This is a genomic window from Novosphingobium sp. (genome assembly GCF_965214355.1).
In the GTDB taxonomy this organism is placed as follows: domain Bacteria; phylum Pseudomonadota; class Alphaproteobacteria; order Sphingomonadales; family Sphingomonadaceae; genus Novosphingobium.
Map to the genome: position 1 here is coordinate 2,292,825 of NZ_CBDCBI010000002.1, position 12,266 is coordinate 2,305,090.

At 64.6% G+C, this 12,266-nt stretch carries 11 protein-coding genes; 6 read left to right on the forward strand and 5 right to left on the reverse strand.

Annotated elements, in window-relative coordinates; all coding sequences use genetic code 11:
* Window positions 1-2: 2 nt before the first annotated feature.
* The 4 genes from ilvD to ACOOE2_RS10840 form a co-directional block, all read right to left on the reverse strand.
* Entirely contained in the window at window positions 3-1,862 is a 1,860-nt protein-coding gene (gene ilvD / locus ACOOE2_RS10825) for a dihydroxy-acid dehydratase (protein WP_420383011.1), read from the reverse strand.
* A 42-nt stretch (window positions 1,863-1,904) separates the two neighbouring features.
* Window positions 1,905-2,639, reverse strand: coding sequence for an N-formylglutamate amidohydrolase (locus ACOOE2_RS10830; protein WP_420383012.1), 735 nt, complete (start codon window positions 2,637-2,639; stop codon window positions 1,905-1,907).
* Window positions 2,636-3,499 (reverse strand): 4-(cytidine 5'-diphospho)-2-C-methyl-D-erythritol kinase, encoded by an 864-nt coding sequence (locus tag ACOOE2_RS10835; protein ID WP_420383013.1) that lies wholly within the window; start codon window positions 3,497-3,499, stop codon window positions 2,636-2,638. The genes ACOOE2_RS10830 and ACOOE2_RS10835 overlap by 4 nt, the downstream gene beginning before the upstream one ends.
* 119 nt (window positions 3,500-3,618) lie before the next feature.
* Window positions 3,619-5,265 carry an electron transfer flavoprotein-ubiquinone oxidoreductase gene (locus ACOOE2_RS10840; protein WP_420383014.1) on the reverse strand — a complete coding sequence of 549 codons (1,647 nt, stop codon included), beginning with the start codon at window positions 5,263-5,265 and terminating at the stop codon, window positions 3,619-3,621.
* 139 nt (window positions 5,266-5,404) lie between these two features.
* Here ACOOE2_RS10840 and ACOOE2_RS10845 point away from each other — a divergent pair, with 139 nt between their 5' ends.
* The 6 genes from ACOOE2_RS10845 (at window position 5,405) to ACOOE2_RS10870 (ending at window position 10,453) form a co-directional block, all read left to right on the forward strand.
* Entirely contained in the window at window positions 5,405-6,145 is a 741-nt protein-coding gene (locus ACOOE2_RS10845) for a uracil-DNA glycosylase family protein (RefSeq protein WP_420383015.1), read from the forward strand.
* A 94-nt stretch (window positions 6,146-6,239) separates the two neighbouring features.
* The gene (locus tag ACOOE2_RS10850; protein WP_420383016.1) at window positions 6,240-8,018 is read left to right on the forward strand and encodes a lytic transglycosylase domain-containing protein; all 1,779 of its coding nucleotides are present in this window, start codon (window positions 6,240-6,242) and stop codon (window positions 8,016-8,018) included.
* The gene (moaB, locus tag ACOOE2_RS10855) at window positions 8,008-8,535 is read left to right on the forward strand and encodes a molybdenum cofactor biosynthesis protein B (protein WP_420383017.1); all 528 of its coding nucleotides are present in this window, start codon (window positions 8,008-8,010) and stop codon (window positions 8,533-8,535) included. Before ACOOE2_RS10850 ends, moaB begins: the two co-directional genes overlap by 11 nt.
* A gap of 92 nt (window positions 8,536-8,627) precedes the next feature.
* Window positions 8,628-8,951 (forward strand): ribonuclease E inhibitor RraB, encoded by a 324-nt coding sequence (locus ACOOE2_RS10860; RefSeq protein WP_420383018.1) that lies wholly within the window; start codon window positions 8,628-8,630, stop codon window positions 8,949-8,951.
* Window positions 8,952-9,056: 105 nt separating this feature from the next.
* A complete protein-coding gene (locus ACOOE2_RS10865) occupies window positions 9,057-9,353 on the forward strand; it encodes a hypothetical protein (RefSeq protein WP_420383019.1) in 297 nt (98 codons plus the stop codon).
* A 38-nt stretch (window positions 9,354-9,391) separates the two neighbouring features.
* Entirely contained in the window at window positions 9,392-10,453 is a 1,062-nt protein-coding gene (locus tag ACOOE2_RS10870; RefSeq protein ID WP_420383020.1) for a PA0069 family radical SAM protein, read from the forward strand.
* Window positions 10,454-10,639: 186 nt separating this feature from the next.
* Here the strand turns inward: ACOOE2_RS10870 and ACOOE2_RS10875 are convergent, their stop codons facing one another.
* Window positions 10,640-12,241, reverse strand: coding sequence for a long-chain fatty acid--CoA ligase (locus tag ACOOE2_RS10875; RefSeq protein ID WP_420384598.1), 1,602 nt, complete (start codon window positions 12,239-12,241; stop codon window positions 10,640-10,642).
* Window positions 12,242-12,266 lie beyond the last annotated feature (25 nt).

Below are 12,266 nucleotides of genomic sequence, written 5' to 3' on the forward strand. Positions count from 1 at the left end.
GTTCAGCGGTATTTCTTCAATTGCGCCAGATCGCGCACGGCCCCGCGCGATGCACTGGTCGCGAGCGCGGCATAGGCCTGCAAGGCGACCGAAATCTTGCGCGGACGCGGCTTGGCCGGCATCCAGGCCTCGTCGCCCCTGTCATCCATCTCCGCGCGGCGCGTGGCCAGAACATCGTCGCCGACATTGAGCTCGATCGTGCGATTGGGGATATCGATATGAATCTGATCGCCGTTTTCGACAAGACCGATCGTGCCGCCTTCGGCAGCTTCCGGCGATGCATGCCCGATCGACAGGCCCGATGTGCCGCCAGAAAACCGGCCATCGGTAATCAGCGCGCAGGATTTGCCGAGGCCCTTCGACTTCAGATAGCTGGTCGGGTACAGCATTTCCTGCATCCCGGGTCCGCCGCGTGGGCCTTCGTAGCGGATGACGACAACGTCGCCGGCCTTGACCTGGCCGGTCAGAATGCCGGTAACCGCCGCGTCCTGGCTTTCGAACACGACTGCGGGGCCAGTAAACACCAGGCTGCCATCGTCCACGCCCGCCGTTTTCACGATGCAGCCGTCGCGCGCGATATTGCCGTACAGCACGGCCAGACCGCCATCCTTTGAAAACGCATGTTCGACATCGCGGATCACCCCATCGGTGCGATCGGTATCGAGCTCTTTCCAGCGGCGGTTCTGGCTGAACGCCACTTGTGTCGGCACGCCGCCCGGCGCCGCGCGGTAAAACTCTTTTGCAGACGCCGACGTCGTGCGCCCGATATCCCAATGCGTCAGCGCATCGCCCATCGTACGGCTGTGCACGGTCGGCAGGTCGGCCTTGATCAACCCGCCGCGTTCCAGTTCGCCGACGATCGCCATGATTCCGCCCGCGCGGTGGACATCCTCCATATGCACGTCGGATTTGGCCGGCGCGACTTTCGACAGGCACGGTACGCCGCGCGACAGGCGATCGATATCGGCCATCGTAAAATCGATCTCGCCCTCATGCGCGGCGGCGAGCAGATGAAGCACGGTGTTGGTCGATCCGCCCATAGCGATATCGACGCTCATCGCGTTTTCAAACGCTGCGAAGCTGGCGATCGTGCGCGGCAGCGCGGTGGCATCGTCTTGCTCGTACCAGCGCTTGGCCAGATCGACGATCGTGCGTCCCGCCTCGCGGAACAGCCGCTCGCGATCCGCGTGCGTGGCCAGCACCGAGCCATTGCCCGGCAGGCTGAGGCCCAGCGCTTCGGTCAGGCAGTTCATCGAATTTGCGGTAAACATCCCGCTGCACGAACCGCATGTGGGGCACGCCGACCGCTCGATCGTCGCCACTTCCTCGTCGGTGTAGCTCTCGTCGGCGGCGGCAACCATCGCATCGACCAGATCGAGCGCGGTTTCCTTGCCGCGCAGCATGACCTTGCCGGCCTCCATCGGGCCGCCCGACACGAACACCACCGGGATATTGATGCGCAGCGCGGCCATCAGCATGCCGGGCGTAATCTTGTCGCAGTTGGAGATGCACACCATCGCGTCGGCGCAATGGGCATTGACCATGTATTCGACGCTGTCGGCGATCAGGTCGCGGCTGGGCAGCGAATACAACATGCCGTCGTGGCCCATCGCAATGCCGTCGTCGACCGCGATCGTGTTGAATTCCTTGGCCACGCCGCCCGCCAGCGCGATTTCCCCCGCAACCAGTTGGCCCAGGTCTTTCAGATGCACATGCCCCGGCACGAATTGCGTAAACGAATTGACCACCGCGATGATCGGCTTGCCGAAATCGGCATCGGTCATTCCCGTTGCGCGCCACAGGCCGCGTGCGCCGGCCATATTTCGGCCGTGGGTGGTGGTGCGCGAACGATAGGGGGGCATTGCAAACGACTCCGGGGGATTTGGCGGGGTAGACCGCGCGCCCTAGCCCAGCGCAGCATGCATGGAAAGCACCTGTCTACACAGGTGTTCCATGCGATCGGCCCATTGCGCCTGCCCGGCCGCATCGCCGATCAGATCCTGGCGGATTTCGACGCCGATATACAAGATGCCGTGCGCTTCGGCATGGCGGTCCATGGTGGCGTTGAGTTCGGTGCCTGAATAAGGCTGCTGGTCGCCGACGACGAGGCCGGGTTCGCGCCCCAGCACATCGAGCGCGAGCGCGGCGCCGCGCCGGTCCTGGTTGTAGAGGATGCCGATGTGCCAGGGGCGTTGTTCATCCGGGCGGCTCTGCAGCCTTGGCGTGAAGCTGTGCAGCGAGAGGATCAGCGACGGTTTCATCGTGGCGACCAGATCGGCCAGCGCAGTGTGATAGGGGCGGTAGAACTGCGTCAGGCGTTGTTCGTAGCCGTTTGCGTCGAGCGCGTTGCCGGGAATGGGGTGGCCGTCGCTGATGCCGGGTGCGACTTTGGGGCCTTCGTCGCGGTTGTAATCGCAGACGAGGCGGCTGACATTGCCGAGAAATGCGGCGACGCCGGGGCGCTGGACCAGTATGCGCGAGATCGCGGCGACGCCGATGTCGATGGCGATATGTTCGTTCAGCAGCGCGGGATCGATGCCGAGGTCGATGCCATCGGGGACGCGCGCGGAGGCGTGGTCGGCCTCGATCAGAATACCGCCGGGGGTGGTGTCGCCGATACGTTCGTAGGCTTCATTCATCGCAACACTCCGCTCAAGGCCCACCAGCCCGGTTGCCGAGCAGCTATACGTGCTCCGGCAGCGTCGCATTCCTGTACGTCGCCATACAATGCGTAACATGTCGCACCTGAACCGGACATGCGCACCGTCTGCGCCCCGGTCTGCTGCAACTCTGCCAGAACCGCGCCGATTTCGGGTACCAGCGCGATCGCTGGCGCTTCCAGGTCGTTGCGTGCTGCGCGCCAGGCGGCCGGATCGAGCGGTCCGCGATCGACACCGTCCCAGGCGCGAAATACCGGCCCGGTCGGGCATGCGACGCGGGGGTTCACCAGCAACACCGATGTGCCTGCCAGGCCTGGCAGATCGATATCGGTCAACCGGTCGCCGACGCCGGTGCCGAAACAGGTGCGCGAGGCGATGCAGGCCGGGACGTCTGCGCCCAGGTGCGCCAGATCGGCAACCGCGCCATCCGCACCCCAGATCCGCCGCGCAAGGCGGATGGCAGCCCCGGCGTCGGCCGAACCGCCGCCAATGCCCGATGAGATGGGCAGGCGCTTGTCGAGTGTGAACGCCAGGGGCGGTGATCTATCGTCTGCCAAGGCCTTTGCGGCGCGCAGGACAAGATTATCGCCCTCGCCCGCAAGATCGCCCGCGAACGGCCCGGTAATCTGCAACGAGAACGCAGCGGCCGGGACGGCGCAAAGCACATCGCCGGAATCGACGAACGCGAACAGCGTTTCGAGATCGTGATACCCATCCGCCCGCCGGCTGCGCACATGCAACGCCAGGTTGATCTTGGCGTAACCGATTTCGAAATCCTCCCCGGCACGGGGAGGGGGACCATCCGCAGGATGGTGGAGGGGCAGTTCCTCATGGTGCATCATTCGATCCATCGCGCTTGGGGGCCCGCCGTTGGGCGCATCAATCGATCCGATTCCGATGGGGCGCCGCCCCTCCACCACGGCTTCGCGTGGTCCCCCTCCCCGTTCCGGGGAGGACTTTACATGTTCGGATAATTGGGGCCGCCGCCGCCCTCGGGGGTGACCCAGGTGATGTTCTGGGTCTTGTCCTTGATGTCGCAGGTCTTGCAGTGCACGCAGTTCTGCGCGTTGATCTGCAAGTGCGGGTTGCCTTCTTCCACGCCGACGAACTCGTACACCCCGGCCGGGCAATACTTCGCCTCCGGCCCGGCATAGAGCCGCAGGTTGATCTTCACCGGCACTTCGGGATCGGCCAGCACCAGGTGGCACGGCTGGTCCTCGGCGTGGTTGGTGTACGAATAGGCCACATTGGTGAGGCGGTCGAAGGTCAGCACGCCGTCGGCCTTGGGATAGACGATCGGGCGGTACAGGTCCGCGCGCTGGGTTGCTTCGGCATCGGTGTGGTGGCGCATTGCCTTGAACGGATTGACCTTGAGCACGCGCGCCCACATGTCGGACCCGGCCAGCACCGTACCCAGCGAGCCGCCGAATTTGGCGATAAGGGGCTGGGCATTCTGGACCAGTTTCAATTCCTTGGCGATCCAGCTTTCGCGCACGGCGGTGTCGTATTCGTTCAGCGCGTCATGTTCGCGCCCGGCGGCGATCGCGGCGCCGATCGCTTCGGCCGCGAGCATCCCCGATTTCATTGCGGTGTGGGTGCCCTTGATGCGTGGCACGTTCACAAAGCCCGCGCTGCACCCGATCAGTGCGCCGCCCGGGAACGCCAGGTGCGGCACCGACTGCCACCCGCCTTCGTTGATCGCGCGCGCGCCATACGAAACGCGGCGGCCGCCTTTCAGGATCGCGGCGATTTCTGGATGCAGTTTCCAGCGCTGGAATTCCTCGTACGGATAGACGTATGGATTGGCGTAATCGAGCGCGGTCACGAAACCCAGCGCGACCTGGTTATTGGCCTGGTGATACAGGAACCCGCCGCCCCACGAATCGCTTTCCGACAGCGGCCAGCCCTGCGTGTGGATCACACGGCCGGGCACATGGTTTTCGGGATCGATATCCCACAGTTCCTTGATGCCGATGCCGTAGACCTGCGGCTGGCAATCGCGTTCCAGGTCGAAATGCGCCTTCAGCCGCTTGGTCAGCGAACCGCGCGCGCCTTCGGCAAACAGCGTGTATTTGGCATGCAGTTCCATGCCGGGCTGGTAATCGGCCTTTTTCTCGCCGTCCTTGCCAATACCCATGTCGCCGGTGGCCACGCCCATCACCGCGCCGCTGTCGTCGAACAGCACTTCGGCGGCGGCAAACCCCGGAAAAATCTCGACGCCAAGCTCGCTTGCCTGTTCGGCCAGCCAGCGGCACAAGTTGCCCAGCGACCCGGTGTAATTGCCGTGGTTCGACATGAACGGAGGCATCGGCCAATGCGGCAGCGCGACTTTGCCGCCGCGCGACATTACCCAGTGCCAGTTGTCGGTGACGGGAACGTCGGCCAGCGAGCAGCCCTGGTCGCGCCATTCGGGCAGCAGTTCGTCGAGCGCACGCGGATCGACCACCGCGCCCGACAGGATGTGCGCGCCGATCTCGGAGCCTTTTTCAAGGATGCACACCGAAAGGTCGGCATTGACCTGCTTCAGCCGGATCGCAGCACCCAGCCCCGCCGGGCCGCCACCCACGATGACCACGTCATAGGCCATCGATTCCCGTTCGCTCATTGCCGCTCCGTTTCCGCCGTAACCGTGTGATTGCCGATTGTTCGCTTGAAATGTCGTGATTGCCTTGAAAGCTGTCTCGACCAACGTCAATACCGCTTACATGGTTCCACCGATTTCGCAATTCTCCCCGAATCCGGGCATGCCCGCGGCGTTGACCGCGCCAGCGATTGCCCGGGCGATCGATGCCGCGCTGGCATGGTGGCGCGATGCCGGGGTCGCTGATGATTTCGATGACACGCCCCGCGACTGGCTGGCCGCGGCGAGCGCAAAAACCCCCGCAAAGCCCGCGCCCGCAGTGGCAAAGCCGGAGCCGGAACGCGCTGCAATCGGCGGTGGCCCGGGCGTGTGGCCCGCCGATCTTGCCGCTTTTTCATCATGGTGGTTGACGGATCCGGCGCTTGGCGAATTGGGCGCTGCGCGTATTGCGCCAGCAGGACCCGCATCGCCCGCGCTGATGGTGGTGGTGCCGATGCCCGAGGCGCAGGACGATGAAACGCTGCTGTCGGGGCCGGCCGGGCGCCTGCTCGATGCGTTTCTGGCTGCCGCCGGGTTGCGCCGCGATGCGGTCTATTGCGCCGCAGCATGCCCGGCGCGAATCGCCGCGCCCGACTGGGCCGCGTTGGCAGAACAGGGGCTGGGCCAACTGCTGGCCCATCATGTCGCGCTGGTTCAGCCGCAACGGCTGCTGATATTCGGCCAAAGCGGAATTTCGACGCTGCTGGGCAACGGCTCAACGAATAAGCCGATGCTTTTACCTTTCGTCAACCATACTGGCGGCATGGTTCCGACGTTAACCGCTTATGATCTCGAAGCGATCGTGGCACGTCCGGCATTAAAAGCCGCGCTGTGGAATCGCTGGCTCGACTGGATGCCGGCTTGAAGCGACAGATGCGGATGCGATTGGAAATTCTGGTGGGGCTCAAGTTTGTGAAACCGCTTTCGACGATATGTGCTACCGCGCGAGCCACTGGCGCATGACCATCTCGCGCCGCATTGCAGCATGGGGCTGCGCGCTGACCGCTGTGCTGGGCTGCGGCCTTGCCCTGCCTGCGCATGCCAGCTCGGCCGCCGCCGAATATTTTCGCAACCGGGCCGACCGCACCGCCGTGCCCACGCTGCTGACGCAGGACGACCGCGCGTATTACCGCCAGATCTTTGCCGCCCTGGCCCGGCAGGACTGGACCGGCGCGCGCACCTTGCTCGACCAGCGGACCGATGGCCCGCTGCATTCGGTTGCGCGGGCCCAGATGTTTCTCGCTGCCGGATCACCGCGCGTCGAATTGCAGCCGTTGACCGACCTGATCACCGCCGCGCCCGATCTGCCCTGGTCCGATGCGCTCGCGCGGCTGGCGATCAAGCGCGGCGCGACCTCCCTGCCCGCCACACTGCCCGACGCGCAGCAGCTGTTTGCCCAGCCCGCAATGGCGCGCCGGGCAAAGCCGCATCACACTGCCGACGGCACGATGCCCGACAGCGTGGCGAGCGCGATCGAGGCGCGGATCAAGGCCGATGACCCGACCGGCGCCCGTGTGCTGCTCGACGGCATCGATGCAACATTGTCGAGCGATGCGCGCGCCGAATGGCGCCAGAAAATCGGCTGGGCATTCTATATCAACAACGACGATGTGACCGCGCGCACCGTCGCGCTGTCTGCCTTTGATGGCGGCAGCGGGCCCTGGGTGGCAGAGGCGATGTGGACCGCGGGTCTCGCCGCCTGGCGATCGGCGGACTATCCGGGAGCGGCGGGATGTTTTGCCCGGGCCGCAGGCATGTCGCAAAACCCCGAACTGTCGTCGGCGGGCAATTTCTGGGTCGCGCGCGCATGGATGCGTGCGCACCAGCCCGAAAAAGTCGTTCCCGCGCTGCGCGCTGCGGCGGGCACGCACGACACATTGTATGGCATGCTGGCTGCCGAAGCGTTGGGGCTGCGTGAAACAGCGGCCGCGGCGGCGCCCGATTTCAGCAACGACGACTGGCAGAAATTGCGCACGGTGGGCAATGTCCGCCTGGTGGTGCAGCTGGCCGAAATCGGCGCCGATGGCCTGGCCGATCAGGTGCTGCGCTATCAGGCGCGCAATGGCGATCCCACGCTGTATGCGCCGCTGTCGCGCCTCGCGCGCGACCTGGGGCTGCCGGCCACGCAATTGTGGATGGCCAGCAACGCACCCGCCGGCGCGCATGCCGACGAAGCCGCACGGTTCCCGGCGCCCAAATGGGTTCCGGCCAATGGCTGGAAAGTCGATCCCGCGCTGCTGTTTGCACACACATTGCAGGAATCCAATTTCCGCACCGAAATCACCAGCCCCGCCGGCGCGCGCGGGCTGATGCAGGTCCTGCCCGGCACCGCGCGCCTGCTGGTGCGCTATGATCCGGCGATGAGCGGCCGCGACACGCAGCTGGAACTGCCCGATGTCAACCTGGCGTTCGGACAGGCCTATCTGGCCATGTTGCGCGACAAGCCGGCGACCCAGGGCCTGCTGCCCAAAGTCATCGCCGCGTACAACGCCGGGCCGATGCCGGTCGATCGCTGGAATGCCCAGATCAAGGATCATGGCGATCCGCTGCTGTGGATGGAATCGATCCCTTATTGGGAGACGCGCGGTTATGTTTCGGCGGTGATGCGCAATTACTGGATGTACGAACGCCAGGCAGGTGGTCCGTCGGAGAGCCGGCTCGGGCTGGTCCAGGGCATGTGGCCGAAATTCCCGGGTCTTGGCGGCGCGGAAAACGTCAGGCTCGCGCGTGGCGATTGACCTGACGCGCGCATTCAAGCCGATTGCCATCGCCCTGCTCACCGTGTCCGACACGCGCGGGCCCGACCAGGACACTTCGGGCGACATTCTGGCCGAACGCATCCGCGCCAAGGGCCATATGCTGGTCACGCGCGCGATCGAGAAAGACGACGCGCTGCGCATCGCGGCGCGGCTGAACAACTGGGTCGATGATCGCACGATCGACGCGGTGATCATCACCGGCGGCACGGGCCTTACCGGCCGCGATGTCACGCCCGAGGCGCTCGACCGGATCAAGACCCGCGACATACCCGGATTTGGCGAGCTGTTCCGCTGGATCAGCTACGAAACGATCGGCACTTCGACGATTCAATCGCGCGCCTGCGCGGTGGTGGCGCGCGGCACATACATCTTTGCCTTGCCCGGATCGAACGGCGCGGTAAAGGACGGGTGGGATCGGATCCTCGACGAACAGCTCGACAGCCGCAATCGGCCCTGCAACTTCGTCGAACTGATGCCGCGCCTTACCGAAACATAACGCGCGCCGCAGCATTTGTTGCATAGGCGCAAAACTGTCAAAATTGCGCGCTACCGTCTTGCGCAATTCCCTTTTTCATTAAGGCAAACCTCATGGCCCTGCTCGAAGAAAACATCGCCTATCTCAAGGATTTCGCCAGCGACGGGCTCGACCTGACCGTGGTGCGCGCAGTCGAATTCGCCCATGTCTTCCCCAGCGAAGCCGAAGCGGAAGCCTTTGCCAAGGCCGCTGCCGGCGATGGCGTCGACGTCGACGTGCTGGAACCGGAAGACGAAGTCGATCCGTGGGAAGTCGCGGTCACGATCGAACTGGTGCCCACCGCAGGCGCCATCACCGATATCGAGATCCGCCTGGAGACGCTGGCGCAGGGCTTCAACGGCGAATCCGACGGCTGGGGCCTGTACGACGACGAATAAGTGTTTCTCCAATAGCCCATCCCCGCCCCTCGCCTGAGGGGCGGGGCTTAAAAAAGACGGAACTTCGCGCGGTCCCAGCTGTTATCCGCCATACAGGAGGACGTCATGACAGATTATCGCGACCCGGCCGTGCGGGATGAGCCCAATACAGTCTACGTTGACCGCCCGGTCTACGTCGAGCGCAAGCGTCGCGGTGGCTCGCTTCTCGGCGCCATCCTCCTTCTGGCGATCGTTATTGTCGTCGTGCTGTTCGCAACCGGATTCTGGACGGCCAATGTCACGCCGGGTTCGTTGCCGAGCGTTTCGGTACAATCCAAGGAAATCGTTGTCGGCACCAAGCAGCAGACGGTCAACGTTCCAACGATCGGCGTGGAAGACAAGCCTTCCGCTCCGGCAAACTGATGCTTGCATAATCGTTCCTGATATGTTCCACTCTGCCGATGACGAAACTCACCGGCAGAGGGACAACACTGAATTCGACCAGCACGCGCTTTGACCTGCCCGTGCGCGAAGCGGACGGCGATTGGCTGGATGATCGCGACGCGATCGACGGGCCTCCCGCCAGGTTGAAAACGACCGTAACGGAGCTGGCGGCCAAGACGATCATCAGTCGCAACACATCGCCCGACGTGCCGTTCGACCGGTCGATCAACAGCTACAACGGCTGCGAACACGGCTGCATCTATTGCTTTGCCAGGCCCAGCCACGCGTATCATGACCTTTCGCCCGGTATCGATTTTGAAACCCGGCTGTTTGCGAAACCCGATGCCGCGCGGCTGTTGCGGCGCGAGCTGGCGGCGAGGACATACACGCCCGCGCCGATCGCCATGGGCACCAACACCGACCCCTATCAGCCGATCGAGCGGCAATACCGCCTGACCCGTCAGATCCTGGAAGTGTGCGCCGAAATGCGCCATCCGGTAACGATCACCACGAAATCTGCGCGCGTGTGCGAGGATATCGACCTGCTGCGACAGATGGCGCGCGACAACCTGGTTGCAGTGCAGATTTCGGTCACGTCGCTCGACGCACGACTATCGGCAACACTCGAACCGCGCGCATCGACGCCGGCAAAACGGCTGGCGGCAATCGCGCAGCTGGCCGACGCGGGCGTGCATGTCGGGGTTAATGTATCGCCGGTCATTCCCGCGATCACCGACAGCGACCTGGAAGCGATCCTGATGCGCGCCGGCGCTGCGGGCGCGGTTTCGGCCAGCTGGATCCTGATCCGCCTGCCGCACGAAGTCGCGCCGCTGTTTCGCGCCTGGCTGCAGACCCACTTCCCCGATCGTGCCGACAAGGTGATGGCGACGATCCAGGCGATGCGCGGGGGCAAGGATTACGATCCCGCCTTTTTCGCCCGCATGAAGCCGCAAGGCGTCTGGGCCGACCTGATCCGCACCCGCTTCCGCCTCGCCCGCGAACGCGCGGGCATCCCGCAAAAACGCGCGGTGCTCGATTGCAGCGGGTTCAGGCCGCCAGGACAACTCAGCCTCTTCTAAAATCCTCCCCGGCACGGGGAGGGGGACCGCCCGCAGGGTGGTGGAGGGGCGGCGCGGCCGGACGCTACCCCTCGGCGTTGGACTGCTACGCTCGCAGGCTTGGCGCAACATACCACGCGGGGCGCCATGAGGCACCGCCCCTCCCCCACGGCTTCGCGTGGTTCCCCTCCCCGTCCCGGGGAGGATTTAAGCGCGCCAGCGGTAATCCCGAAACGTGTCGCGCAAATCCTTCTTGCTGATCTTGCCCGTTCCGGTGTGTGGCAGCGCATCGACGAAGGCGATCTCGTCCGGCACCCACCATTTCGCAACAATGCCGCCCAGATATGCGCGCAATTCCGGCTCATCGACCGCCGCATCAGGCTTGCGCACCACGACCAGCAGCGGGCGTTCTTCCCATTTGGGATGATGGATCCCGATTGCCGCTGCTTCGGCCACGCCGGGATGGCCGACAGCCGCATTTTCCAGCTCGACCGAGCTGATCCATTCGCCGCCCGACTTGATGACATCCTTGGTACGGTCGGTCAGCTGCAGATTGCCATCGGGGTGGATCACCGCGACGTCGCCGGTGTCGAACCAGCCGTCGGCGCCAACAGCATCGCGTTCGGCGCGGAAATAGCGTTTGATGACCCACGGCCCACGCACTTGCAGCGCGCCGGCGGTCTTGCCGTCACGCGGCAATACCAACGCCGGATCATCGAGCGCGACGCAGCGCAATTCAACCCCATAGGCCGGCCGACCCTGCAGCGCCATCACCGCCACCTGGTCCTCGAAAGCCAGATCGTCCCAATCTGCCGATTGCGCCCCGGTTGTGCCCACTGGCGACGTTTCGGTCATGCCCCACAAATGCGCCACGCGGATGCCGGCGCGCATGAACCGTTCGATCATCGATCGTGGCATGGCCGATCCGCCGCACAAGACCTGGCGCAAACTGGCCGGGATCGGTTTGCCGGCCAGGTCGAGATGCTGCAGCATGCCGGACCAGGCCGTCGGTACGCCCGCCGATGCCGTCACCTGTTCGCGGTCGAACAGATCACACAGCACCGCCGCGTCGTTGACCGCCGAATAGACGAGTTTCGACCCCGCCGCCGCACCTGCCCAGGGCAGGCCCCAACTCGCGGCATGAAACATCGGCACGATCGGCATCATTACCGTTCGCGCATCAAGCCCGAACACCGCTGGCATGATGCAGGTCATGGCATGCAGCACGGTCGAGCGGTGCTCGTACAACACACCCTTGGGATTGCCCGTGGTGCCGCTGGTGTAGCACAGCATGCAGGCATCGCGCTCGTCGCCATCGGCCCATCCGGCATTGCCGTCATGCGGCGCGATCCAGTCTTCGAAATGTTGCGCCGGCAGCCCGCTGTCGAAACAGATGTAATGCTCGATGGTCGGCCAGCGCGGCTTCATCCGCTCGACCACGGCCGCCCATTGCAGATCGAACAGCAGCACGCGATCTTGCGCATGGTTGACGATGTAATCCAGTTGATCGTCGAACAGCCGCGGATTGATCGTGTGCAGAATGCCGCCTGCGCCAATCGCGCCGTACCAGCTGACCAGATGACGGTGGTGGTTCATCGCCAGCGTCGCCACGCGGTCGCCGGGCGTCAGGCCGAACGCGCGCAAAGCCTGGGTCATGCGCAGCGCATCGTGGCGTATGCCGGCCCAGTTCGTGCGCGTTTCGGTGCCGTTGCACCAGTGCGACACGATCTCGCGCGTCCCGTGTTCGCGCGCTGCATGGTCGATCAAGGTGGTAACGCGCAGGCTCCAGTCCTGCATCCCGCCCAGCATTTTGCTCTCCATGGTCTCGTTGGGA

Coding starts and splice junctions, on each gene's coding strand:
- ilvD (WP_420383011.1), bottom strand. CDS start 1,862: ATGCCCCCCTATCGTTCGCGCACCACCACCCACGGCCGAAATATGGCC.
- ACOOE2_RS10830 (WP_420383012.1), bottom strand. CDS start 2,639: ATGAATGAAGCCTACGAACGTATCGGCGACACCACCCCCGGCGGTATT.
- ACOOE2_RS10835 (WP_420383013.1), bottom strand. CDS start 3,499: ATGCACCATGAGGAACTGCCCCTCCACCATCCTGCGGATGGTCCCCCT.
- ACOOE2_RS10840 (WP_420383014.1), bottom strand. CDS start 5,265: ATGAGCGAACGGGAATCGATGGCCTATGACGTGGTCATCGTGGGTGGC.
- ACOOE2_RS10845 (WP_420383015.1), top strand. CDS start 5,405: ATGCCCGCGGCGTTGACCGCGCCAGCGATTGCCCGGGCGATCGATGCC.
- ACOOE2_RS10850 (WP_420383016.1), top strand. CDS start 6,240: ATGACCATCTCGCGCCGCATTGCAGCATGGGGCTGCGCGCTGACCGCT.
- ACOOE2_RS10860 (WP_420383018.1), top strand. CDS start 8,628: ATGGCCCTGCTCGAAGAAAACATCGCCTATCTCAAGGATTTCGCCAGC.
- ACOOE2_RS10865 (WP_420383019.1), top strand. CDS start 9,057: ATGACAGATTATCGCGACCCGGCCGTGCGGGATGAGCCCAATACAGTC.
- ACOOE2_RS10870 (WP_420383020.1), top strand. CDS start 9,392: ATGACGAAACTCACCGGCAGAGGGACAACACTGAATTCGACCAGCACG.
- ACOOE2_RS10875 (WP_420384598.1), bottom strand. CDS start 12,241: ATGCTGGGCGGGATGCAGGACTGGAGCCTGCGCGTTACCACCTTGATC.